This window comes from Sphingomonas daechungensis, from assembly GCF_014489495.1.
GTDB lineage: Bacteria > Pseudomonadota > Alphaproteobacteria > Sphingomonadales > Sphingomonadaceae > Sphingomicrobium > Sphingomicrobium daechungense.
The window spans coordinates 2,837,234-2,858,376 of the sequence record NZ_CP060780.1; the positions used below are offsets into that span (position 1 = coordinate 2,837,234).

Consider the following 21,143-nt stretch of genomic DNA (forward strand, 5'->3'; position numbering starts at 1 on the left):
TCGGCATGTGCGGCCTGTCAGCCATGGTGACCGTCCATCGTCCGGCACCCGTCGGCCGGGTTTCAGTAATGATTGTCGACGAGAGCTATCGCGGACGCGGAATTGGTGCCTTGCTCATGGCCGAAGCGGAGAAGCGCCTCTCCGCGCACGGATGCCATATCCTGGAAGTGACGAGCAACGTCAGCCGCGAGCGCGCCCACCAGTTTTACGAAAAGCTCGGGTACGAACGTACGAGCTACCGCTTCATGAAGACGCTAGCCTAGCCGGCGCTGCGCCGCTCGATCGTCGCCCCGACGGCACTGAGCTTTTCTTCCAGTCGCTCATAGCCACGGTCGAGGTGATAGACGCGCAGAACCTCCGTCTCACCCTCAGCAGCCAGACCGGCTAGGATCAGACTCATCGAGGCACGAAGGTCGGTTGCCATGACTTGCGCGCCGGTCAGCTTCGGCACGCCGTGAACAACTGCGGAACGGCCGTGAATTTCGACCTCCGCGCCCATGCGGCGCAGCTCGGGCACGTGCATGTAACGGTTCTCGAAGATCGTCTCTTCGAGGAAGCTCTGGCCCTCTGCCCGGCACAGCATCGCCATGAACTGAGCCTGCATGTCCGTGGCGAAACCAGGGAACGGAGATGTCGAAAGCGCCAACGGCTTGAGCCCACCATTCGCGCTTACCCTGATGCCCTTTTCGTGGAACTCAATGACGAGGCCGGCCTGGGCAAGCGCATTGAGCGTGGCCTGCATGTCGTCCGGCCGGGCGCCAATCAGGTTGATCGACCCGCCCGTCAGCCCGGCAGCGCAGGCGTAGCTACCGGCTTCGATGCGATCCGGCATGACTTCGTAAGTCGTTCCATGAAGGCCCTCGACGCCGTCAACGATCAGGTGCCCCGATCCGATGCCTTCGATCTTTGCGCCCATGGCAACCAGAAGATTGCAGAGATCGACGATCTCCGGCTCACGGGCAGCATTGAACAATTGAGTCCGCCCGTTTGCCAGAACCGCCGCCATCAGCACGTTCTCGGTGGCGCCGACCGACACGACCGGAAAGCTGTAGTCCCCTCCCGTGAGCCGACCCTTGGGCGCCGAAGCCTTCACGTAGCCGGCAGCCAGTTCGATTTCGGCGCCGATTGCTTCTAGCGCCTTCAGGTGAAGGTCGATCGGTCGATCGCCGATGGCGCAGCCGCCCGGCAGCGATACCGTGGATTCGCCAGCGCGCGCCAGCATCGGCCCCAACACAAGGATTGAGGCGCGCATCTTGCGCACCATGTCGTACGGCGCGACCGTCGAGCTAATGTCACTGGCCTGGAAGGTGACCTTCCGTCCGAACTCGCCCTTCTTGACGCCCGCGACGCTGGTCGAGACGCCAAGCTGGTTCATCAAATGCCCGAAGCTGTCGACATCCGCGAGCCGCGGCAGGTTGGCGAGGGTCAGCTTCTCCTCGGTAAGGAGGGCGCAGGGTATCAGGGTCAGCGCAGCATTCTTCGCGCCCGAAATGGGAATGTCGCCCTTGAGCGTGCTGCCGCCCTTGATCCAGATACTGTCCATCGGCGCGCTTTAGCGCCGATCAGCGGACTCGCAAGCAGCGGTAGGGCTCAGGCCTTTTCGAGAGTGCACTGCAGCGGGTGCTGATTTTCCCGCGCGAAGTCGATCACCTGGCTGACCTTGGTTTCGGCGACTTCGTAAGTGAACACACCGCAGACGGCGATTCCCTGTTGATGCACCTGCAACATGACGCGGGTCGCGTCCTCGATTCCCATTGAGAAGAATTGTTGCAGCACCAGGACGACGAACTCCATCGGAGTGTAATCGTCGTTCAGCATCAGGACTTTGTAATTGCTCGGTTTCTTGGTGCGCGGGCGCGTGCGCGTGGCGACACCTGTTTCCATGTCGCCAACGCCGCCATCATCAGGCTCGTCTGTCATCGTCCAACGCATACCCATAACACCCCTAAGATATGGCAAGCGGCGAACGCCTCGCAAGGAGGCTAGTGGCCGGGAGCGTCCAAAAAAGCGTCGGGCACAAAAAAAGACGGCCGCCCGGGGAGAGAGGTGGGCGGCCGTCTGGTCATTGCCTGATCAGGAGGGGAGAGGCGTCAGGCAACAAGCTTGTTGATACGCTCCGCGTTCAGCGTGGCGCGGGTCTGGATCGGCTGGATGGCCTCACCCGCGAGCTTCACGAACGTCTCGGTCAAACGCGAGCTCTCGGCGACGAAGCGGTCGAACTGCGCACGAGCGAACTCGCTCTGCAGCTGAAGGAACTCGCTGGCCGACTTGGCTTCGGCGAGGGCGCGGACTGCGTCAGCAGCCTTCTCCACGCCTTCACGGCTGGTCTCGACGACGTCCTGGCCGAGCGACTTGGCGCCTTCGACGGCAATCTTGCCGGCGTCGACAAGCGCTTCGACGTTGGCCTTGCTGACTTCCGTCAGCTCTTCCATCGCCTTCTGCGAACGCTTCACGACTTCCTGGCCACGCTCGCCGGCGTCGGCGAACAGCGTCTGGAACGAACCCGTGTTGGGGAGGGCGTTGAAGCCCGCAAACCAGTTGTTGGTGGTCTTGGTCACAGTCTCAATCCTTTCCTGGGCCACGCGGGGCTTACGAGCACCGGCGACCTTTGCAGCGCGGCGCGGCTTGGCGCGGCGAGCGGTTTTCACAGCCGAGCGGGTGGCTTTCGCCTGACGCTTGGTGGCCCGTGCCACCTTCGAGGTCGTCCGCTTGGTAGTCTTCACGGCAACGGCCGGAACCTCTTTCGCAACCTCGCCTGCGGCTTCAACCGCCTTGGTGGCGACCTCCGCGCTGGTGTCGATTGCCGTCTGAGTTTCGTCTGCCATTGCTACAATTTCCTTCTTTTGTGCGCTGCAACATAATCTTTTGCAGTGCACCTTTCAAGGTCTTTTTTTGTGCAGTGCAACAGAGCGCTCCTTGACGCTTTTTCAGCGTCGGACCAAGAACAGTCATGGACCTAGACGACGCCGATCCTTCGACCCGCCGCCGCCGTGGCCTTCTGGTGGTGTTGTCCTCCCCCTCCGGCGCGGGCAAATCGACGATCTCCCGAATGCTTCTCGATGCGGATCCCCAGATCACGATGTCGATTTCGGCAACGACTCGGCCGAGACGCTCCGGCGAAGTGGACGACGTCGACTACCATTTCGTGGCCCCCGCGCGGTTCCAGGAATTGGTCGATCAGGACGAGTTGGCGGAGTGGGCCTACGTGTTCGATCACCGATACGGGTCCCCGAAAGAGCCGATCAAGGAAGCGCTCCGCCTCGGCCGCGATATCCTGTTCGACATCGATTGGCAGGGCACCCAGCAGCTCCGCGGCGCGTTCGGAACGGACCTCGTACGCATTTTCATCTTGCCGCCGTCCATGGCGGAACTGGAACGCCGCCTAAGGGCGCGCAACACCGACAGCGACGAGGTTATCGAGAGCCGGATGAAGCGCGCTGCGTCGGAGATCGGCCATTGGGGCGAGTACGACTATGTGCTCATCAACGAGGATATGGATCACTGCCTGCATGACGTTCAGGCAATCATCGCTGCCGAACGTATGAAGCGGGACCGCCAGCCCTATCTCATTCCGTTCGTTCGCAAGCTGGTAGAACGGCCGAACTAGGCCTCCAACAAATCCAGGAACCGCGCCGCGGCGAGGAAATCCCGCCGACGGTTGGCGAGTGCCGCCTCGGCCTCGGTGTCGGATCCCCATTGCTCAAGCTGCCAGCGGTCATCGACGCTGACGGCCTCCCACGCCCTCGCTGCATCGAAGGCGTCTTCCAGCACACCAAGCGCTGCGAGAAGGGAGCCGCCGATCGTGACGAGCGGCGAGAGTCCCGCGAGGTGGAAGGCGTCGAGAGCGGCCACCGCATGTGACAGACGTTCTACCGTCGCCACCGGCTGGCTGACATGCACCACCCCGGTGGTGACGTTGAAATCGACGTCGAAGCGCCGCCTGCCCCAATTGATGAGGGCATCCCACTCCCGGGATTGCAAGTCGACCAGACCCTGCGGTTCCTCCGCACGATAACAGGCGAGATCGGCCTCCGCGTAGCGCGCAAGATCCGCAGCAAAGGCTTTCCTGGCGGGCTGGACGCGATCGATTGCGGCATTGGCCAACCCCGTGAGCGGCATTGCTCTCGGATCGATGGTTTCGGCGACGTCATTCCATTCGGCCGCGATGCCTTCCGCAAGAGCTTCGGTCGGCACGACCAGCGGCACTCGCGCCGGCGTCTTGACCGGCTTGCCATCCAGCACAACACCCCAACCGCCGTCTGCTTCGACGACCTCCGCCTTCGCCCAGAATCGCTTCACCGGGCGTCGTTGTCCTGCTGGTCCCAGGCGCGCTTGAGCACCATTGGCGCGAACACCGCGTCGATCACGCCAACGATGACGATGATCGCGCCCAGCGACGGCCAGCCGCCCTCTCGCACCAGGTCAGTGTAGACAATTGCAAGGCCAAGGAAGAATGTGAGGACCCCGATCAGCCGGACAGCCATGAAGATCTGAAAGCGCCTGCGCCAAAGGTCGTCGTCAGCCAATTGCGGCCTCCTTGCCGGGAATGAGAGAGAAGACATCGCGCGGTGCGGCCGCGACCGCAATTGCGCCGGCTTCGAGCATCTCGTGGGCCTCGTGATAGCCCCAGCCCGCACCGATCCCGGTCGCACCTGCGGCTGCAGCCATCGCCATGTCGAAGGCCGTGTCGCCGATCACAATGGTTGTTTCCGGCGAAGAGCCCGCGTCCGCCATCGCTTGTTCGACCATCGAAGGGTGCGGCTTGCTCGGATGCCGGTCGGCCGTTTGCAGCGAAACGAAACGGTCGACGATCCCGTGACAGTCGAGGCAGAGCGTCAGCCCGCGGTCCGACTTCCCAGTCGCCACCGCGAGAAGCCAACCATCGGCTTCCAGCCGGTCCAGCAAGTCCGGGATCCCTTCGAACAAGGGCTCCTCGACACGCCCTTCAGCACGAGCCCGCTGGAAGTGGCGCTTGTAGCTCTCCGCCAGGAGCACGTGTCGATCTCGCTCTTCTTCCGGAAGCAGGGTGGCGATCGCCTCGACGAGGCTTAGGCCGATTACCTTGCGACTAACCTCGGGCGACGGGACGGCAATGCCATGCTCACCGAACGCGCCCGACAGGGCCGTGAAGATGTTGGCGCCGCTGTCGACCAGCGTTCCGTCACAATCGAACACCGCCAGCTTATTCATTGTAGCCACGCGCTTCCCGGATCGCCGCGACGATATCTGCCCTGCCGGCCTCCTCCTGCCCGGCGATCGTTGCCGCAAGGTCGGCGTCAGACTTGTGCTGGTTGAACTTGCGCGTTCCGCGGATTCCGGTCGGACTGACTTCGAAGCCGACGATCGCCTTGGTCATCGCGTCGAACCTTCCAGGTTCCATCTTGTCCCGGGTCCAAGGCTTCTCGGGCTGATGAATGTCTTCGAAGTGCTTGCTCAGCCGGTCGAGAAGATCGACGAGTTCTTCATCGGCAAGCGTTTGCGCAGTCCCCTCGATCTCGACGGCTTCGTAATGCCAGGTCGGGACCTGGTTCTCCGCAACGTACCAGTTGGCGCTCTGATACGCCTCCCGGCCGGAGACGCTGATCAGGACACGGCGTTCGCCCAGATGATCGGCAACTCGGTTCCGGCGAGCAACGTGGAAGCGAATGTTCCCCTCGGCGGTCACGAGGACTGGAGCGTGCACGACAAACAGACCGGAATCGGACGATGTGAAGACGTGGGCGAACGCGCGGTCGGCGACGAACCGCAGGAGCTCGTCGCGATCCTCCCAGGCGAAGGCGCGGTTCGGATGCATCAGCCCCGCCGCGTCGACTGGCTGCGCCCGCGCCTCTCTCCGCGTCGGCCACGGCGGCGGTCGCGGGCGATGGCATTCGCCTTGCGCTGCTTAGCCTCCGGCGTCTGCGAGAGCTTCTCAACGTCGAGCGGCATGTTCTCGCCATGCATTAGCTCGAAGCCCAGAGTGCCCAGGCTTTCCGCAATGTGCGGCGGCAATTCCGCCGTGACGTCAATCACCCCGCCCGGCGCATCGATCCGGATTCGCCGGGCGTGGAGATGAAGCTTGCGACTGATCCCGCCGGTCAAAAATGCTTCGGGTCCACCATATTTCGCATCGCCGACAATGGGATGCCCGATCGCGGCCATATGCGCGCGCAGCTGATGGGTCCGGCCGGTTAAGGGCTGCAGTTCGACCCATGCCGCGCGATTGCCGGCTCGGTCGACAATCCGCCAGCGGGTCTTTGCGGGCAGCCCGTGCTCTTCGCTAACGTGCATCTTCTCGCCGCCGGTGCCCGGTTGCTTGGCAAGCGGAGCATCGATCAGTCCTTCGTCGCCCGAAGGCACGCCGACGACCAGCGCCCAATAGACCTTGCGAGCAGTCCTTCCGGAGAAGGATTTGGCGAAATGCCCCGCGGACCGCGCAGTTTTGGCAACTAGCAGGGCGCCAGAGGTGTCCTTGTCGAGCCGGTGGACGAGCTTCGGCCGACTGCCCTCGTCGTCGGCGAGGCCATCGAGCAGCTTGTCGAGGTGAAAATGCGTCTTGGTCCCGCCCTGTGTGGCGAGGCCGGGCGGCTTATTGAGAACGAACGCGCTCGGGTCTTCGTAGATGACCATTTCACGAACGAGTTCCTCTTCCTCCGGAGTCAGCGGCTCGCGCTTGCGCTCGGGCCTTGCAGCCCGCGTGGGCGTCGCCTCCGCCGCAGGTACCTGGATTGTCTGTCCGGCCTCGATCCGGTCTCCCGGCGTCGCGCGCTTGCCGTTGAGCTTGAGCTGACCGGTCCGCGACCAGCGCGACAGGATGTTGAAGCTGATGTCCGGCGCATGCCGCTTGAACCAGCGGTCGAGGCGGATGCCATCATCGTCTTCGGAAACAGTGAAAGTGCGCGGCTCGGCCATGCCCGCCGCTTAGCCGCGCGTTCTCCAATAGTCGAACGCCTGGCGCTGGAGCTTGTTGATCAGCCGCTTCGCCTTGGGTCCTTCCCACAGCCCGGTGAAGCCATGCTTCTTGGCGCCTCCGATCCACCAGCCCTGTCCCGGCAGGCCGTCCGATTGCCGTACGACAAGTACTGCAAGCTCGGGCTCACCCAATTCCTCGGCGTTGTCGTCGACGTAAGCCAGCACCTTGCACAAAGCCCGCATCTTCGGGCGCGTGAAATGGTGCCCGAGAAGAGCAAGCGTTTCCGAATAGGTGATCGGCTCACCCGCCGAGGCGCTCGCGACAAGGATCGCTCGTACCTCCGCGGGATCGGCGAGCAGGCCCGCGCGGTCTGCGTCCATCACTGGGGCTGTTGGGCGACCGGCGTCAGCTCGAACACGTCGAGCTTCGAATTGCCCTGCGGCCATGGAATGACCAGGCGCCACTTGAACGGCGCAATGCGCTCGAGCACGCCGGCCATGTCGCGCTTGGCATCCTCGCCATAGGCTCGCGGCTGCTCCTCATCGCCAAGCGCAAGGCTCCCGAGAAAGATGAGGCGCTCCGGCCGGTCATCCTCCCAAAGGCGTCCAGCGGGTCGCTGGCTCCCGGTCTGCTTGACGATGGTCAGGAGGTCGCCCTCCACCTCGACGTAGCAGAAGAAGGGCTTGAATCGCTCGAACGCGGGCCCCTTCGGCTCGACCCTGCCGAGCTTGATCAAGCGGCAATTGTAACTTCCAGGCGTCGGTGCCGGCCGCGCAAGACCCGCACGAGGAAGCAGAAGCGCGCCCTCGGCTTCGACGTCCTTGGGCGACGTCTTGTTGGCTTCCTGAAGGCCTTCCTGCCATGCGATACCGAGCCGAGCGATCCTCTGCTCGTCGGCGTCGGTCGCAACGCCCTTCCATGTGTCGGCTTTTGTCGGCGGCTCGGCCGTCACGACCGGGCGCAGCTTCTCCTTCTCGCCCCCGGTCGTGCAGGCGGCGAGACACAGAGCCATCATGAGGGACAGGCTGCGACGTGCCACGACGCGAAGGTGGCACCGGCGGTGGCCAGTTGCAACTAACATGGCGTTCAGCATGCCCTTTGAATTGCCGCTTACCGCCGGTAGGCGCGCAATCATGAATCGTCCCGACACGCACGGCCACGCACGCCAAGGCTTCTTGCTCGGAGCCGCAGCCTACGGCCTGTGGGGCGTACTTCCGATCTACTTCAAGGCGTTACGGGCGATCGACTCCGTCGACATCGTCGCCCACCGCATCGTCTGGTCGATCCCGGTTCTTGCAGGTCTGCTCTCCTTCACCAATGGCTGGAGCGAGGTTCGCGAGGCTTTGAGAAACCGCCGCGCCGTCATCATGCTCACCATCACGGCGTTGCTGATCGGAGTAAACTGGCTGCTCTACGTCTACGCAGTGAACAGCGGCCATATCCTGGCCGGCAGCCTTGGATATTACCTTAACCCGCTCGCCAACGTACTGCTCGGCAGGGTCATCCTCAAGGAACGCCTGCATTGGCTCCAATGGGCGGCGGTCGCACTGGCGGCCGCGGGCATCAGCGCGCTGGCCATCGGCGCTCTTGGTCAATTGTGGATCAGCCTGACGCTCTGCGTCAGCTTCGCGACCTACGGGCTGCTGAGGAAGATTGCTCCCGTCGACGCGGTAGCGGGACTAGCAATCGAGACGGGCATTCTTTTCCCGCTCGCCGCGGGCTGGCTGATCTGGGACCTCGCCGCCGGCAATGCGATCTTCGGAAATTCGACGATGGACATCGTACTCATTGCCGGCGCGGGCCTGGTCACCGCCATCCCTCTCCTATTGTTCACGGCCGCGGCCAAGCGCCTGCGCTATTCGACACTCGGAATGCTCCAGTTCCTGGCCCCCACTCTGCAGTTCCTGCTTGCCGTCCTAATCTACGGCGAGCCGTTCACGACGGCCCACGCAATCGCTTTCGGGTCGATTTGGACGGCTCTCGCGCTCTATGTCATCGCGCTGGTCCGGCATGCCCGGGCCTCCGTGACCTTGCCGGAATGAGGAACATGGCGCAGGCTCGATAATTGCCATGCATATGAAGAAGATTCTTGCCGCCGCCGCGCTGCTCTCGGTCACCGCCTGCGACCCGTATTACGGTCAGGATCCCTACGGTCCGCAACCGTATCCCGGTCCGGCTCCCTATCCGCAGGAGCCGTATCCGGGCCCCGCGCCCTACCCGCCTACTCCATACCCAGGGCAGCCACCGTGCCAGCCGACGCCCCGGAGTGCCTGATCAGCGCGTCACGGGAATGGACGGCCTGGATCAATCGAATGCCCGGAACAGGCGCACCGACCCTCGTCGTCAGTGGAAAGGTTACTACGCCGACCGGCGGCTATCAGGTTGCGTTCGACCCGCGCATCCAGATCCGCAAGGGCTATCCGGCGCAGGCGTTCGTCACGCTCAATGTCGCCGCGCCGACCGGCCCCGCCACGCAGGCGACCGTGACGCACGAAGTCCGCTGGGAATGGCCGCTCAATCAGCCGGTGGGCAGCGTCATCGTCAGTTGCGGCGACAAGACCCTCGCCGACATCACGCGCATCCAGACCGCTTACTAGGACTGCCGAGGTCGGCCCACGCAGAAGGAATTGCCGCGCATGTTCAATATCGTTTCAGTGATCATCGGGCTTGTCGCGCTTGTATTGGCGGTTGTCGCCTTTCTTCCGCTGTTGGGATGGGCCAACTGGCTGATCATCCCGCTTGCGATTATTGGCGCAGGCGTCGGAACGCTGGGCGGAGGAACGGCTGGCCGTAACCTCAACTTGTTCGTGATTGTCGTCGGCATTGTCCGCCTGATGCTCGGCGGCGGGATTCTTTGATCAGCTCGCGCTGATCAGCGAGCTTTGACGTAGCGCCCGGGCGCGTCCTCGATCGGCTTCAGCTTACCCTTGCCTGGGACTCTTGCGCCGTTGGCCGGCACAGTCGCCGGATCCTGGCTTTTCAGCCAGGCGAGCCAGTCCGGCCACCAGCTTCCCTTGTGCTCTTCCGCGCCGGCAATGAAGGTTTCCAGAGTGTCGGCAGGCTCGTTATTGGTCCAATGCTGGTACTTTTCCGCCGCCGGCGGGTTCACTACCCCGGCGATATGTCCGGACCCCGCCAGCACGAACCTTTTCGGCCCGGTGAAATGACCCATGATCTTCCACACGCTTTCTGGCGGCGAGATGTGGTCCTCTCGCCCGGCCTGGACATAGGTTGGCGTCTTGACCGTATCGATGTCGACTGCGGTCCCGGCGACATTGATTCCGCCTTTCTCCGCCAGCTTGTTCCCCTTGTAGAAGCTCTCGATGTAATCGCGGTGCCATGAGGCCGGCAGGTTGGTCGTATCGCTGTTCCAGTGGAGCAGGTCGAATGGCGCCGGCTCATCTCCCATCAGGTAATTGTTGACGACGTAGCTCCAGATGAGGTCGCGGCCGCGCAGCAGGTTGAAGGTCGCAGCCATGTAGCGTCCGTCGAGATAGCCGCTGTCGCGGGTAATCTCGTCCAGCAGCGCGACGGTGTCCGCACCGGTGAAAAGCTTGAGGTCCCCGCGCTCGAGAAATCGACCTGAGCCGTGAGGAAGGTCGCGGACTTCACCTTCGATTGCTGCTTGTGGGCCGTCAGATAGGCGAGAGTTGCCGCAAGGGTCGTACCCGCCACGCAATAGCCAATGGTGTGCACACTCTCGACACCCAGCAGGTCGCGAACGGTGTCAATCGCATCAATCTGTCCGTTGAGGACGTAGTCGTCGAGCGTTGCGTCCGCGATGCTTTCGTCGGCCGACTTCCAGCTGACCATGAACAGGCTGATGCCCTGGTCCACGCACCATTTGACGAAGCTCTTCTCGGGCGTGAGGTCGAGGATGTAGAAGCGGTTGATCCACGGCGGAAAGATGACAAGCGGCGTTTCAAGCACCTCGTCCGTGGTCGGCGTGTATTGGATCAGCTGGTAGAGCGGCGTTTCCTTGATGACCTTCCCGGGCGTCGTCGCCAGGTTGCGGCCAACCTCGAACACGCCTTGCTTCGTCTGCGTCAGCTGCCCGGCCGCGATATCGTCGAGCATGTTGGCGAGGCCCTTGAGCAAGTTCTCGCCGCGCGTTTCCATTGTTCGCTTCAGCACCTGCGGGTTGGTCAGCGCGAAGTTCGACGGGCTCATCGCGTCCACGAAGCTGCGCACCGCAAACATCAGCCGGTGACGGCTTTCGTCGTCGAGCCCGTCCAGTTCCTCGGCAGTCCCAGCAGCTTGTCGGACAGCGCCAGGTAGGTCTTGCGGATGGTGTCGAAGACCGGACTCTCCTGCCATTCGGGCGCGGCGAAGCGCCGATCCTTGGCATTCTCCTTCGCCTCGGGATCGAGACCGATCATCTTCCCCCACGTCTCGAGACCCTTGGCCCAGGCTTCGGCGCCGGCGCTGAACAATGCGGCCGGATCGGTGGTCATCGGCGAGCCGGCGGGGAACGCGGGCGGGAAAGCGCCCCAGGGCGACGCAGCGGCGGGCCAGCCGGCATCCTTGGGGAGGCCGTCGGCCCAGGTCTCCATGAGCATCTGCTGGGCGCGTCCCATCACCCAGGTCCAATGCTGCCAGTCCTCCAGCGTGGGAATGGCGCTCGCCGTGTCCGTGTCGTCTGCCATGCGTCCCTTGTAAGCAATTCGCACTACTGCTGCGAATCCCCGCAATTGCATCACGCCGCAACAGTCGCGAAAAGCGCTCGATGCATCCGGAGGCCTTCTCTCTAGCACTCAGCTTCCTCGATTATCTGGGAATCGGCGTGTTCGCGATTTCGGGTGCGCTTCTGGCGGCCGAGAAGCGTCAGACGCTTGTCACGTTCATCTTTTTCGCGGTCGTGACCGGTGTCGGTGGAGGAACGCTTCGCGACCTCCTCATCGGGCGCCGGTCTTCTGGGTTTACCGCAACGCGACGCTCATGATCTGCATCGGAGCGGCGCTGATCACCTGGGTCGTCAGCCGCCGCATGATTGCCGAGCGAGCACTGCTGTGGTTCGACGCCGTCGGTCTCGGGGCGTATGCGACGTATGGCGCGGCCAAGGCGCTGAGCTTTGGTGTCGCGCCGGTACCGGCCTTTGTCATGGGGTGCTGACCGCCTGCGCAGGAGGGATCATCCGCGACGTTCTTGCCGGAGAACCGTCCATTCTCATGCGCCCGGAATTGTATGTGACCGCCGCGGCGCTTTCGTCGGGCTTGCTGGTAGGACTTCCCTACCTCGGTGTGCCGCCCGATCCAGCGGCCTTGATTGCAGCCGCTGCGGGTTTTGCGCTCCGGGGACTGGCCGTCGCTCGCGGATGGGCACTCCCGACTTACAGCAACTAGGCTTGCCGCACTGCAGCACGGACGGCATGAGTATCCGGTGACCGACGAATTCTACCGCATCCAGCGCCTGCCGCCCTACGTCTTCGCCGAAGTGAACGCGATGAAAGCGGCTGCCCGCGCGCGTGGCGAGGACATCGTCGACCTCGGCATGGGCAATCCGGACGGTGCCCCGCCCAAGCATGTTATCGACAAGCTCTGCGAGGTCGCTCAGAAGCCGAACGCCCATCGTTATTCGGCCAGCCGGGGCATCCCCGGGCTTCGGAAAGCGCAGGCGGCCTATTACCAGCGGCGCTTCGGCGTGAAGCTCGATGCCGACAAGGAAGTCATCGTCACCCTGGGTTCGAAGGAGGGCCTCGCCAACCTCGCCCAGGCGATCACTGCGCCGGGCGACGTCGTCCTTGCCCCGAACCCTAGCTATCCAATCCACACCTTCGGCTTCATCATCGCCGGAGCCGCCATCCGCTCGATCCCCGCCGCCCGGGCGAGGAGTTCTTCGAGCGGCTCACCAACGCCATGCGCTTCACAGTGCCGAGGCCCAAGGTCCTCGTTGTCGGCTACCCGTCCAATCCGACGGCCTACGTGGCCGACCTGCCCTTCTATGAGCGCCTCGTTGCCTTCGCCCGCGAGCATGAGCTCATCGTCATTTCCGATCTCGCTTATGCGGAGATCTATTTCCGCGACACGCCCACGCCATCGATCCTGCAGGTCGAAGGCGCCAAGGAGGTCGCTGTCGAGTTCACATCCATGAGCAAGACCTACTCCATGGCCGGCTGGCGGATGGGCTTCGCGGTCGGCAATGAGCGCCTGATCGCTGCCCTTGCCCGCGTGAAGTCGTACCTCGACTATGGCGCTTTCACGCCCATTCAGGCCGCCGCAGTTGCCGCCCTCAACGGCCCGCAGGACATCATCGAGGCGAACCGCAAGCTCTATCGCAAGCGCCGCGACGTCCTGGTCGAAAGTTTTGGCCGCGCCGGCTGGAACATTCCGGTCCCGGAGGCCAGCATGTTCGCCTGGGCGCCGATCCCCGAGCGGTTCCACAATCTCGGCGCGATGGAGTTTTCGAAACGGCTGCTGACTGAAGGCCATGTCGCGGTCGCGCCCGGCGTCGGCTTCGGCGAAGAAGGCGAAGGTTATGTCCGCATCGCGCTCGTCGAAAATGAGCAGCGGCTGCGCCAGGCCGCGCGCAGCGTGAAGAAGATGCTGGCCGGGTCCTAAATCAGCGCAGCAGGGCGCTGGAAACCGTCACCACGCCCCACTGGGTCATCTCACCCTTGCTCGGGATCGAGGCGATGCGGGTCGAACCGCCGAATGCGAACGCGAAGTGACTGTGATCGCCCTCGTCCAGGGACTCGACGAGTTGATAACCGGCATTGCGGAACGCCGCTGCAATCATCGAGTGGGTCACGCCGGGCCGGCGAGCGATGTCGATCGCACGACCACGCAAATGATAGCTGTTCCGTACTCCGCCGACCGCTCGATTGTGCGCCGGAGTGCGGTACGTGCTCGTCACGCGGCCCCAGTGCGAACCGACATTGGCAGCGGAATTGAGACTGCCCGACCCGCCGCCGATCGGCGCCCAGTTGCCGCCGGCCAGGACAGGCTCGGAGGCGACGCGTGCCTGCACATTGGTCGATTCGCGGACGGCGGCCTTTTCGGCAACGCCAACCCTGACCGTCGCACGCTGTCCGGACAGTGTACGGATTCCGAAGTCCGTTCCTGCCGAAGCGCTCGTCGCGCTTGATAACAGTATCAAACCGATGACGAATCGCGTCATACATGAGCCCCGCTCTATGCGGCTTTCTTAGCTCTTTCAGTGAGTCCCAACAATCGTCAGTAATCAGGGCATGTTCTCAAGACGGGACAGCATCGCCGCCGGGGCCGCAGCATTGCTTGCCGGTTCGGCATCTCCGTCCGCCGCATCGGAAGCCGGCGAGAGCATGGCGAGCCACCCTGTTCCCGACTGGTTTCGCGACGCCAAGTTCGGTCTCTGGGCGCATTGGGGCCCCAATGCGTGCCCGAAATGGGCGATTGGTACGGGCGGCTCATGTACGTGCCCGGGTTCGCCGCGTGTGATCATCACGCCCGCACCTACGGGCACCCCAGCCGCACAGGCTTTCTCGACATCATCGGCCATTGGAAGCCCGACGAGTGGCAGCCGGAATATCTCCTGCGCCGCTACAAGCAGGCGGGGGCGAAATATTTCGTCGCGATGGCCTGCCATCACGACAATTTCGATCTTTTCGATAGTGCCCACCATCCCTGGAACAGCGCTAGCGTCGGCCCGAAGCGAGATTTCGTCGGAACCTGGGCAAAGGTCGCACGGGACGCCGGACTGAGGTTCGGCGTATCGAACCACAGCAGCCATGCCTGGCATTGGTGGCAGACCGCTTACGGCTACGACGCCGAAGGTCCAATGCAAGGTCGCCGCTACGATGCATATTGGCTGCGGAAGCAGCATGGCCGCGGAACCTGGTGGGATGGTCTCGACCCGCAGGATCTCTACACCGGCCCCAGTTTCGTCCCGCCCGATGGCCTCAACAGCAACAAGGCGATGGCCGACTGGCACGGCGCACGCGATGGCCAGTGGCTGGAAGATGCTCCGCAAAATCCTGGGTTCGTCCGCAAGTGGCTGCTTCGACAGAAGGATCTCGTCGAGAAGTATCGGCCCGACCTCCTCTACTTCGACGATTACGGCGTCCCGTTTGGTCCAACGGGCCTGGAAGCGGTTACCCATTTCCAATCGCTGACGCCGGAGGGGGTTTTGACCGCGAAGCAGCTCAACGACGACCAACGCAGATATGTCGTCGAGGACGTGGAGCGGGGTTTTCTCGCCGATACCCGGCCGAGCGCCTGGCAGACCGATACGTGCATCGGCAACTGGCACTACGATCGCCCCTCTACGAGAAGGGGGCTACAAGAGCGCGAAGCAGGTCATTCAGCGCCTTGCGGATGTGGTTTCCAAGAATGGCTGTCTGCTGCTCAGCATTCCCGTTCGCGGCGACGGATCCATCGACGACAAGGAGGAGCGCGTCCTCGACGGGCTGGCGGCCTGGTTCCAGGTCAACGGAGAGGCGATTTACGGCACGCGGCCGTGGCGCCGCTTCGGCGAAGGCCCGACCAAGCCACCCCTGGGGGTCATGGCCGAAGCGGAAGCGAAGCCTTTCACGAGCGAGGACATCCGCTTTACCTCTCGCGGTGGGACGCTTTACGCCTTGCTGCTCGACTGGCCATTGAGCGACATTACCATTCGTTCGCTCGGGCAAGCCGAGGGTGAAGTGCATCGCCTGACGTTACTCGGGGACCTGAGCTGAAATTCAGCCAGGACCGGCAGGCTTTGAAGCTCTCTGCCCTACCACCTGGCGACGGCCGCTTCGTTCCCGTTCTGAAGGTCGAGGGCAATGGCTTGGCGGCGTGACTGCGGATCGCAGAATGGGGCCGCCGTCGGAACGCTTTGACAAACCCACCCGCTGGCGCACAGAAATCGCATGGCCATCGACTCCCCGGCATCCGCCTACAATGTCGCACAGATCATCCAGCTAGCTGTCGCTCCCGTGTTCCTGTTCGCCGGGATCGGCGCCTTCCTGAACGTATGCACCGGCCGTCTTTCGAGAATCGTCGACAGGGCACGCGACGTTGAGCCCTTACTCCTCGCCAGCAGGGGATCGGAACATGAGAGATGGCTCAACGAACTTCGCGTGCTCGATCGCCGAATGGTGCTCGTGAGCCGCGCAATCTTCCTTGCCGTGCTGGCCGCCGTGCTGACCTGCGCAGTCGTCGTCCTTCTGTTCGCCGCAACTCTCACCAACGACAAGTTCGGCACGGAAATCGCCGTGCTGTTCATCGTCTCGATGCTGTCGATCGGTGCGGCGTTTGCGGTCTTCCTGATCGAGACCCGAGTCGGCTCGCGGGCGGTCCGTATTCGGTCCGAACTTTTGGCGCATGAGGCCGATCCGGACGCCTAGCGTCGCCTCGACAAGAGCGGTCGCCCCCTTATCGCGCTTCCCATTAGGGAGACCCGCCAACCATGCTTCAACACCCTCGCGTACCCGCGTCCCAGGTCCTTGACCGAGTCCTCGTGCTGGAAATGGTCCGCGTGACCGAGGCGGCTGCGGTTGCTGCCTCCAGGTGGATCGGCCGGGGCGACAACGATGCGGCGGATGCGGCGGCGGTCGAAGCCATGCGTGAAGCGCTCAACGAGCTCCCGTTCGATGGAACGGTCGTCATCGGCGAGGGCGAGCGCGACGAAGCGCCCATGCTCTACATCGGGGAGAAGGTCGGCTCGGCCCAGGGGACCGGTCCGAAGATCAACATCGCGCTCGACCCGCTCGAGGGAACGACGCTGACTGCGAAGGCAGGGCCCAATGCGCTCTGCGTGCTGACCATTTCAGAGGAGGGAGGCCTCCTCAACGCACCCGACACCTACATGGACAAGCTGGCGATCGGGCCGGGCTATGCTGAAGGAACGATCGACATCTCGCGCAGCGTTACGGACAACATCCGCGCGATCGCCGAGGCGAAAGGCGTCCCGGCCAATGAAATCATCGCCTGCGTCCTCGACCGGCCTCGGCACGACGCGATCATCGACGAGCTGCGGTCTCTCGGCTGCGGTGTGAAGCTGATCACCGACGGCGACGTTGCGGGTGTGATTGCGGTCACCGATCCCGACACCAGCGTCGACGTCTATCTCGGCAGCGGCGGAGCGCCCGAAGGCGTGCTCGCGGCGTCCGCGCTTCGCTGCGTGGGCGGTCAGATGCAGGGCCGCCTCGTCTTCCGCAACGATGATGAGGTCGCCCGCGCGCGCCGCTGGGGGATCGAAGACCTCGACCGGGTCTACTCGCTCGAGGAAATGGCGAAGAGCGATTGTATCTTTGCCGCCACCGGGGTCACCGACGGCTCATTGCTCAAGGGCGTCCATCGCCGCGGCGATCGCTTGACTACGGAAAGCATCGTCATGCGCGCCAGCTCGGGGACCGTCCGCAGGGTCTGGGCCGAGCATCACAAGTGGGACGACTAGGCCGCCTCATCCAATAGCCGCCTCAGCGGCTCGGAGCTGTCGACAAAGTCCGAGATTGCACGGTCCAGCGGGCGAAGCAGGACGCCTCGGCTGCTCGTCAGGCTGGTATCCGACGGTTCGTCGTGGTCCGGAACGATGATGATCGCGGTGACCGCCAAGGCGATGAAGGGCGACCGGCAGAAGTGCCTCGATGCCGGCGCTTCGGATTACATCGCCAAGCCCGTCGACATCGAATTGCTGCTCGCCCTCCTTCGCGTCTGGGTCGCACGGGCAGAGAGGCCGGCGCAACGGCCGAGCCACCGTTGTCCATGGAGGCGGCGGAGTAGGCCATGAACGGACCGGTGGGAGAGATCGCCGTTCCTCGCGTAACGGAGGAAGCCGCACAGAATTCAGAGACTGAACGGGCTCGCATCCTCCTGGTGGACGATGACGAGCGCAACCTGCTTGCCCTAGCCACCGTGCTGGAAGACCTGGGAGAGGTTGTCCTCGCTCATTCGGGCGAAGAGGCGCTTCGCCACCTGCTCCGGGGCGAGTTCGCCGTCATTCTCCTCGACGTCTACATGCCCGGGATCGACGGTTATGAAACCGCGCAAATCATTCGCAGCCGGGAGCAGACCAAGGGGATTCCGATCGTGTTCCTCTCGGCGGTGAACAAGGAGACCGAGCATTTGATGCGCGGCTATTCGATGGGCGCGGTCGACTATGTCTTCAAGCCGGTCGATCCGATCGTCCTAAGGTCGAAGGCCACGGTATTCGTCGACCTGTTCCAGAAGACCAAGGAGGTCGAGCGGAAGGCGGCTCACGAGCAGGCGCTGATGGACGCAACCATCCGCGCCAATGCCGAGCGGCTGCGCGCGGAGCAGGAACTCCGCCGCTCGGAGCAGCGGCAGGCAGCGATCATCCAGTCCCTGCCGATGGTGCTCTACCTCGAACCGTTCGATGCCCGGGATCGCGGCCCGACCTACGTCAGTGGGACCTTCACGCGATCACTGGGTTCACGTTCGAGGAAGTTCAGGGTCAGCCCACGATCTGGAACGATCGGCTGCATCCGGAAGATCGCGATGGCGTGATCGCCGCGATCGAAGCCCGCAAGTCGAATGGCCGATCGTCAGTCGAGTATCGCTGGCTATGCGCCGACGGCAGCTACCGGCACTTCCTCGATCAGGCCGTGCTCCTGAAAGACAATGAGGGACGCCCACTGGAGTTCGCCGGCACCCTTACGGATATCACCGACCAGAGATCGCTTGAGAGCCAGCTGATGCAAGCCCAGAAGATGGATGCTATCGGCAAGCTCACAGGTGGAATCGCTCATGATTTCAACAACCTGCTGGCTGCGGTGATCGGCGGCCTGGGGATCCTCGAAAAGCGCGCGACCCTTGGGAATGAGGAAGCGAAAATCCTCGGAATGACCCGGCGCGCCGCCGAGCAAGGCAGCGAGCTCGTCCGCCGACTGCTCGCCTTCGCGCGCCGGCAGACTCTAGAACCGAAACCCGTCAGCATCGCCGCCTTGAAGGAGTCCGTCTCGGATCTTCTGACGCATACGCTCGGCGGGCTGGTCAGTATCGAGTGGGAAATCACGAAGGACATCGGGAACCCATTCGCCGACAGGGCTCAGCTTGAGCTCGCGTTGCTCAACCTGATCATCAACGCCCGTGACGCCATGCCCGATGGCGGAACCATCACGATCGCGGCCGATGACCGGTCTGTCAGCAGCGGAGAGATCGCCGGCCTGGCTCCAGGCAATTACGTCCGGCTTGCGGTGACCGACACCGGCACTGGCATCGCTACTGAATATCTCGAAAAGGTCCTTGAACCCTTTTTCACGACCAAGGACGTAGGAAAGGGAAGCGGACTGGGCCTCCCGATGGTCTACGGCTTCGCCAAGCAGTCCAACGGAGCATTCCGGATCGAGAGCCGGGTCGGTCGCGGGACGACGGTTGAACTTTGGCTACCCGAAGCGTCGGAAGACGGTGCATCGCGTGACGTGCCTAAGAAGTCGGAGGCTGTCGCGGTGGATAGCGATGTCCGCCCATTGAAAATCCTGCTGGTCGATGACCACCCGAAGTCCGGACGACGACGGCTGCGTTGTTGGAAGACCTGGGACACACTGTCTTCGAAGCTGCGAATGGCGGCGAGGCTCTGACCGCTCTGGAAGATGGGGCGAGCGAATGCGATCTGCTGATCAGCGACTACGCCATGCCTCATCTCTCCGGGACGGAATTCGTCAGGCGCGCGCGGCAGATCTCGCCTGAAATCCCGGCCTTGATCATTACGGGATACGCGGAGTCCGACGCCGTGCGCGATCGGCCGGAGGACGTCGAAATCCTCCTGAAGCCATTCACGCCCAAGGCTCTCAAAGGCGCGATTGCCCGAATCTGCGGTGAGCCGGCGGCCTGACGCTCTGGCAAACGTTCGTTCGTCGCGACGAGCCGAGGACACCCCGTTCCAACCGCGCGTTCTGAGTCAAACAATCTGGAGACTCGGTCGTGTCCCCGACCAACGATTCACCTGACGAGAGAATGGAAGAGGTAAGCGACCGTCTGGAGGAGAGCTTACGGACCTGTCGGTCGGTGTTGAACGACTATCGCCAGTTGCTCTTGAACAATCCGAACGAGTTCGATGAAGGCCAAGGCATCGACCGCGACAGCTAAGCTTCAGCTAACTGCCGGAAATTGCATCAAAACATGAACCGTCGTTTGTCGGAGCACCCCGCCGCTTCGTCGAACTGGCGGGCGATGTCAGGGAGTGTTCACAGTCCGGGCGTAACGCCGCCCCAATGACAAAGACCTGCCGCCAGTTCGTACCCTTCGTGGCCACCGCAACCGCTTTGGGACTTGCCGCTCCTGCCGAAGCCCAGGCGCCCCTCCTCCCTCGACCGATCAACCGGCAGCACCGGTCACCGACGATCAGGCCAGTACGACCGAGCCCGCGCCGGCTGCTGAGGACGAAGGCTATGACGAGGGCAGCGAAATCGTCGTTACTGGCGTCCGCCGCGGAAGCGTGGTCGGCGACATTCCGCCGGAAAATATCCTTGGAGCGCGCGACGTTCGGGCTACCGGTGCCAACAGCATCGACGAGTTGCTAGAATCGTTAGCACCGCAAATCGGCAGCGCGCGCGGCCGAGGCGGTGAGCGCCCCATCCTTCTTCTGAATGGCCAGCGCATCTCCAGCTTCCGCGAGATGCGCGACATCCCGACCGAGGCCATCGAGCGGGTCGAAATCCTCCCGGAAGAGGTTGCGCTCAAATACGGTTACCGGGCGGACCAGCGCGTGGTGAACATCGTCCTTCGCGAGCGCTTTCATTCCACTGTCGCGCGGGTGGACGGCAATCTTTCCACGGAGGGCGGTTACACGGGCGGCCTGGGCGATCTCACTCGCCTTTCGATCCAGAAGAATTCCCGAACTACCGTCAATCTCCATGCGGAAGGCAATTCGTTGCTGACCGAGGATGAGCGGGACGTCAGTCCAGCGGACCCCTCCCGCAGCCTGGTCGGATCAAAAAGCCAGCTTCGCGCAAGTACGACAATCAATCGCACGATCCTGACCGACGTCGGTGCCACGCTGAATGCCGAAATCGAGCATAACCAAGGCCGTTCGCTGTTCGGCCAGTCCGACTTTGCGCTGAACACGTTGGTGCGCAACACGCGGAGCGACACCGCACACGTCGGCTTCACGCTCAATGGCGACAAAGGCAAATGGCATTGGTCATCGACTGGAAACGGCGACGTCGGCAAGTCAATCACAAGGAGCGATCGCGCCGACGAGACGGGCCGCGACCGGGCGGAGACCACCTCCGCATCGGCCGACGTCGACCTGACGGCCAACGGTCCCTTGTTCGCAGTCCCGCGGGAGATGCGAGCATGACCGTGAAGGTGGCCGGCCGGACACTAAGTTA

General features: G+C 63.2%; 25 protein-coding genes and 4 pseudogenes. 17 read left to right on the plus strand and 12 right to left on the minus strand.

Annotation, left to right across the window (positions count from 1 at the left end; genetic code table 11):
• The first annotated feature begins 5 nt into the window (after positions 1 to 5).
• A complete protein-coding gene (locus H9L15_RS15490; RefSeq protein ID WP_262984993.1) occupies positions 6 to 263 on the plus strand; it encodes a GNAT family N-acetyltransferase in 258 nt (85 codons plus the stop codon).
• Here H9L15_RS15490 and murA read toward each other — a convergent pair.
• From murA to H9L15_RS15505, 3 genes are all read right to left on the minus strand, one after another.
• On the minus strand, positions 260 to 1,543 hold the full coding sequence (murA, locus tag H9L15_RS15495) for a UDP-N-acetylglucosamine 1-carboxyvinyltransferase (protein WP_187714711.1): 1,284 nt from the start codon (positions 1,541 to 1,543) through the stop codon (positions 260 to 262). The genes H9L15_RS15490 and murA overlap by 4 nt on opposite strands.
• 47 nt (positions 1,544 to 1,590) lie before the next feature.
• Entirely contained in the window at positions 1,591 to 1,938 is a 348-nt protein-coding gene (clpS, locus tag H9L15_RS15500; protein ID WP_398286376.1) for an ATP-dependent Clp protease adapter ClpS, read from the minus strand.
• A 152-nt stretch (positions 1,939 to 2,090) separates the two neighbouring features.
• On the minus strand, positions 2,091 to 2,825 hold the full coding sequence (locus tag H9L15_RS15505) for a phasin family protein (protein ID WP_187714713.1): 735 nt from the start codon (positions 2,823 to 2,825) through the stop codon (positions 2,091 to 2,093).
• Positions 2,826 to 2,950: 125 nt separating this feature from the next.
• Here H9L15_RS15505 and gmk point away from each other — a divergent pair, with 125 nt between their 5' ends.
• Entirely contained in the window at positions 2,951 to 3,607 is a 657-nt protein-coding gene (gene gmk, locus H9L15_RS15510) for a guanylate kinase (protein ID WP_187714714.1), read from the plus strand.
• On the opposite strand, the gene H9L15_RS15515 is transcribed toward gmk, so the two are convergent.
• Genes H9L15_RS15515 through H9L15_RS15545 form a run of 7 tightly spaced genes read right to left on the minus strand, consistent with a single transcriptional unit; the run spans position 3,604 to position 7,907 of the window.
• The gene (locus H9L15_RS15515) at positions 3,604 to 4,299 is read right to left on the minus strand and encodes an ATP12 family chaperone protein (RefSeq protein WP_187714715.1); all 696 of its coding nucleotides are present in this window, start codon (positions 4,297 to 4,299) and stop codon (positions 3,604 to 3,606) included. The genes gmk and H9L15_RS15515 overlap by 4 nt on opposite strands.
• The gene (locus H9L15_RS15520; RefSeq protein ID WP_187714716.1) at positions 4,296 to 4,526 is read right to left on the minus strand and encodes a hypothetical protein; all 231 of its coding nucleotides are present in this window, start codon (positions 4,524 to 4,526) and stop codon (positions 4,296 to 4,298) included. The genes H9L15_RS15515 and H9L15_RS15520 overlap by 4 nt, the downstream gene beginning before the upstream one ends.
• Positions 4,519 to 5,190, minus strand: a complete 672-nt coding sequence (locus H9L15_RS15525) for an HAD-IA family hydrolase (RefSeq protein ID WP_187714717.1) — start codon at positions 5,188 to 5,190, stop codon at positions 4,519 to 4,521. Before H9L15_RS15525 ends, H9L15_RS15520 begins: the two co-directional genes overlap by 8 nt.
• Positions 5,183 to 5,794, minus strand: a complete 612-nt coding sequence (locus tag H9L15_RS15530) for an FMN-binding negative transcriptional regulator (protein ID WP_187714718.1) — start codon at positions 5,792 to 5,794, stop codon at positions 5,183 to 5,185. The genes H9L15_RS15525 and H9L15_RS15530 overlap by 8 nt, the downstream gene beginning before the upstream one ends.
• Positions 5,794 to 6,891 (minus strand): RluA family pseudouridine synthase, encoded by a 1,098-nt coding sequence (locus H9L15_RS15535; RefSeq protein ID WP_187714719.1) that lies wholly within the window; start codon positions 6,889 to 6,891, stop codon positions 5,794 to 5,796. Before H9L15_RS15535 ends, H9L15_RS15530 begins: the two co-directional genes overlap by 1 nt.
• A 9-nt stretch (positions 6,892 to 6,900) precedes the next feature.
• Positions 6,901 to 7,272, minus strand: coding sequence for a ribose-phosphate pyrophosphokinase (locus H9L15_RS15540; RefSeq protein ID WP_187714720.1), 372 nt, complete (start codon positions 7,270 to 7,272; stop codon positions 6,901 to 6,903).
• Positions 7,272 to 7,907: a DUF4893 domain-containing protein gene (locus tag H9L15_RS15545; RefSeq protein ID WP_223276336.1), complete on the minus strand. Its 636-nt coding sequence runs from the start codon at positions 7,905 to 7,907 to the stop codon at positions 7,272 to 7,274. Before H9L15_RS15545 ends, H9L15_RS15540 begins: the two co-directional genes overlap by 1 nt.
• Before the next feature lie 118 nt (positions 7,908 to 8,025).
• On the opposite strand from H9L15_RS15545, the gene rarD reads away from it, so the two are divergent.
• From rarD to H9L15_RS15560, 3 genes are all read left to right on the plus strand, one after another.
• Positions 8,026 to 8,934, plus strand: a complete 909-nt coding sequence (gene rarD / locus H9L15_RS15550; RefSeq protein ID WP_187714722.1) for an EamA family transporter RarD — start codon at positions 8,026 to 8,028, stop codon at positions 8,932 to 8,934.
• A gap of 204 nt (positions 8,935 to 9,138) precedes the next feature.
• Entirely contained in the window at positions 9,139 to 9,489 is a 351-nt protein-coding gene (locus tag H9L15_RS15555; protein ID WP_187714723.1) for a hypothetical protein, read from the plus strand.
• Positions 9,490 to 9,528: 39 nt separating this feature from the next.
• Positions 9,529 to 9,750, plus strand: coding sequence for a hypothetical protein (locus H9L15_RS15560; protein ID WP_187714724.1), 222 nt, complete (start codon positions 9,529 to 9,531; stop codon positions 9,748 to 9,750).
• A gap of 14 nt (positions 9,751 to 9,764) precedes the next feature.
• Here H9L15_RS15560 and H9L15_RS15565 read toward each other — a convergent pair.
• A pseudogene (locus tag H9L15_RS15565) lies at positions 9,765 to 11,538 on the minus strand (PHA/PHB synthase family protein).
• Positions 11,539 to 11,618: 80 nt separating this feature from the next.
• On the opposite strand from H9L15_RS15565, the pseudogene H9L15_RS15570 reads away from it, so the two are divergent.
• Together H9L15_RS15570 and H9L15_RS15575 are read left to right on the plus strand one after the other, a co-directional pair.
• Positions 11,619 to 12,234: pseudogene (locus H9L15_RS15570) on the plus strand (trimeric intracellular cation channel family protein).
• Between the two features lie 37 nt (positions 12,235 to 12,271).
• Positions 12,272 to 13,449 (plus strand): annotated as a pseudogene (locus tag H9L15_RS15575) (LL-diaminopimelate aminotransferase).
• A 1-nt stretch (position 13,450) separates the two neighbouring features.
• On the opposite strand, the gene H9L15_RS15580 reads toward H9L15_RS15575, so the two are convergent.
• A complete protein-coding gene (locus H9L15_RS15580; protein WP_187714725.1) occupies positions 13,451 to 14,008 on the minus strand; it encodes a D-Ala-D-Ala carboxypeptidase family metallohydrolase in 558 nt (185 codons plus the stop codon).
• Between the two features lie 163 nt (positions 14,009 to 14,171).
• Between H9L15_RS15580 and H9L15_RS19205 the strand changes: the two are divergent.
• From H9L15_RS19205 to H9L15_RS15620, 10 genes and pseudogenes are all read left to right on the plus strand, one after another.
• Positions 14,172 to 15,070, plus strand: a pseudogene (locus tag H9L15_RS19205) (alpha-L-fucosidase); the annotation flags it as partial.
• Complete coding sequence (locus H9L15_RS19210; RefSeq protein WP_262984994.1) at positions 15,033 to 15,545, plus strand: alpha-L-fucosidase; 513 nt, start codon at positions 15,033 to 15,035, stop codon at positions 15,543 to 15,545. The pseudogene H9L15_RS19205 and the gene H9L15_RS19210, both read left to right, overlap by 38 nt.
• A gap of 174 nt (positions 15,546 to 15,719) precedes the next feature.
• The gene (locus tag H9L15_RS15590; protein ID WP_187714726.1) at positions 15,720 to 16,196 is read left to right on the plus strand and encodes a DUF2721 domain-containing protein; all 477 of its coding nucleotides are present in this window, start codon (positions 15,720 to 15,722) and stop codon (positions 16,194 to 16,196) included.
• Positions 16,197 to 16,258: 62 nt separating this feature from the next.
• Complete coding sequence (gene glpX, locus H9L15_RS15595; RefSeq protein ID WP_187714727.1) at positions 16,259 to 17,248, plus strand: class II fructose-bisphosphatase; 990 nt, start codon at positions 16,259 to 16,261, stop codon at positions 17,246 to 17,248.
• A 135-nt stretch (positions 17,249 to 17,383) separates the two neighbouring features.
• On the plus strand, positions 17,384 to 17,581 hold the full coding sequence (locus H9L15_RS15600) for a response regulator (RefSeq protein WP_223276337.1): 198 nt from the start codon (positions 17,384 to 17,386) through the stop codon (positions 17,579 to 17,581).
• Positions 17,578 to 18,318, plus strand: coding sequence for a response regulator (locus H9L15_RS15605; protein WP_187714729.1), 741 nt, complete (start codon positions 17,578 to 17,580; stop codon positions 18,316 to 18,318). Before H9L15_RS15600 ends, H9L15_RS15605 begins: the two co-directional genes overlap by 4 nt.
• Complete coding sequence (locus H9L15_RS15610; protein WP_262984995.1) at positions 18,291 to 19,391, plus strand: PAS domain-containing hybrid sensor histidine kinase/response regulator; 1,101 nt, start codon at positions 18,291 to 18,293, stop codon at positions 19,389 to 19,391. The genes H9L15_RS15605 and H9L15_RS15610 overlap by 28 nt, the downstream gene beginning before the upstream one ends.
• On the plus strand, positions 19,337 to 19,645 hold the full coding sequence (locus H9L15_RS15615) for a response regulator (RefSeq protein WP_187714731.1): 309 nt from the start codon (positions 19,337 to 19,339) through the stop codon (positions 19,643 to 19,645). The genes H9L15_RS15610 and H9L15_RS15615 overlap by 55 nt, the downstream gene beginning before the upstream one ends.
• Before the next feature lie 122 nt (positions 19,646 to 19,767).
• Positions 19,768 to 19,899: a hypothetical protein gene (locus H9L15_RS19215; protein WP_262984840.1), complete on the plus strand. Its 132-nt coding sequence runs from the start codon at positions 19,768 to 19,770 to the stop codon at positions 19,897 to 19,899.
• A 349-nt stretch (positions 19,900 to 20,248) separates the two neighbouring features.
• Positions 20,249 to 21,112 carry a TonB-dependent receptor gene (locus H9L15_RS15620; RefSeq protein WP_223276339.1) on the plus strand — a complete coding sequence of 288 codons (864 nt, stop codon included), beginning with the start codon at positions 20,249 to 20,251 and terminating at the stop codon, positions 21,110 to 21,112.
• Positions 21,113 to 21,143: the final 31 nt, after the last annotated feature.

What these genes read in the sequence shown, in the direction of transcription:
- H9L15_RS15490 (WP_262984993.1), top strand. Translation starts at nt 6, where the DNA reads ATGTGCGGCCTGTCAGCCATGGTGACCGTCCATCGTCCGGCACCCGTC.
- murA (WP_187714711.1), bottom strand. Translation starts at nt 1,543, where the DNA reads ATGGACAGTATCTGGATCAAGGGCGGCAGCACGCTCAAGGGCGACATT.
- clpS (WP_398286376.1), bottom strand. Translation starts at nt 1,938, where the DNA reads ATGGGTATGCGTTGGACGATGACAGACGAGCCTGATGATGGCGGCGTT.
- H9L15_RS15505 (WP_187714713.1), bottom strand. Translation starts at nt 2,825, where the DNA reads ATGGCAGACGAAACTCAGACGGCAATCGACACCAGCGCGGAGGTCGCC.
- gmk (WP_187714714.1), top strand. Translation starts at nt 2,951, where the DNA reads ATGGACCTAGACGACGCCGATCCTTCGACCCGCCGCCGCCGTGGCCTT.
- H9L15_RS15525 (WP_187714717.1), bottom strand. Translation starts at nt 5,190, where the DNA reads ATGAATAAGCTGGCGGTGTTCGATTGTGACGGAACGCTGGTCGACAGC.
- H9L15_RS15530 (WP_187714718.1), bottom strand. Translation starts at nt 5,794, where the DNA reads ATGCATCCGAACCGCGCCTTCGCCTGGGAGGATCGCGACGAGCTCCTG.
- H9L15_RS15535 (WP_187714719.1), bottom strand. Translation starts at nt 6,891, where the DNA reads ATGGCCGAGCCGCGCACTTTCACTGTTTCCGAAGACGATGATGGCATC.
- H9L15_RS15540 (WP_187714720.1), bottom strand. Translation starts at nt 7,272, where the DNA reads ATGGACGCAGACCGCGCGGGCCTGCTCGCCGATCCCGCGGAGGTACGA.
- H9L15_RS15545 (WP_223276336.1), bottom strand. Translation starts at nt 7,907, where the DNA reads ATGATGGCTCTGTGTCTCGCCGCCTGCACGACCGGGGGCGAGAAGGAG.
- rarD (WP_187714722.1), top strand. Translation starts at nt 8,026, where the DNA reads ATGAATCGTCCCGACACGCACGGCCACGCACGCCAAGGCTTCTTGCTC.
- H9L15_RS15560 (WP_187714724.1), top strand. Translation starts at nt 9,529, where the DNA reads ATGTTCAATATCGTTTCAGTGATCATCGGGCTTGTCGCGCTTGTATTG.
- H9L15_RS15580 (WP_187714725.1), bottom strand. Translation starts at nt 14,008, where the DNA reads ATGACGCGATTCGTCATCGGTTTGATACTGTTATCAAGCGCGACGAGC.
- H9L15_RS19210 (WP_262984994.1), top strand. Translation starts at nt 15,033, where the DNA reads ATGTCGTCGAGGACGTGGAGCGGGGTTTTCTCGCCGATACCCGGCCGA.
- H9L15_RS15590 (WP_187714726.1), top strand. Translation starts at nt 15,720, where the DNA reads ATGGCCATCGACTCCCCGGCATCCGCCTACAATGTCGCACAGATCATC.
- glpX (WP_187714727.1), top strand. Translation starts at nt 16,259, where the DNA reads ATGCTTCAACACCCTCGCGTACCCGCGTCCCAGGTCCTTGACCGAGTC.
- H9L15_RS15600 (WP_223276337.1), top strand. Translation starts at nt 17,384, where the DNA reads ATGATGATCGCGGTGACCGCCAAGGCGATGAAGGGCGACCGGCAGAAG.
- H9L15_RS15605 (WP_187714729.1), top strand. Translation starts at nt 17,578, where the DNA reads ATGAACGGACCGGTGGGAGAGATCGCCGTTCCTCGCGTAACGGAGGAA.
- H9L15_RS19215 (WP_262984840.1), top strand. Translation starts at nt 19,768, where the DNA reads ATGGAAGAGGTAAGCGACCGTCTGGAGGAGAGCTTACGGACCTGTCGG.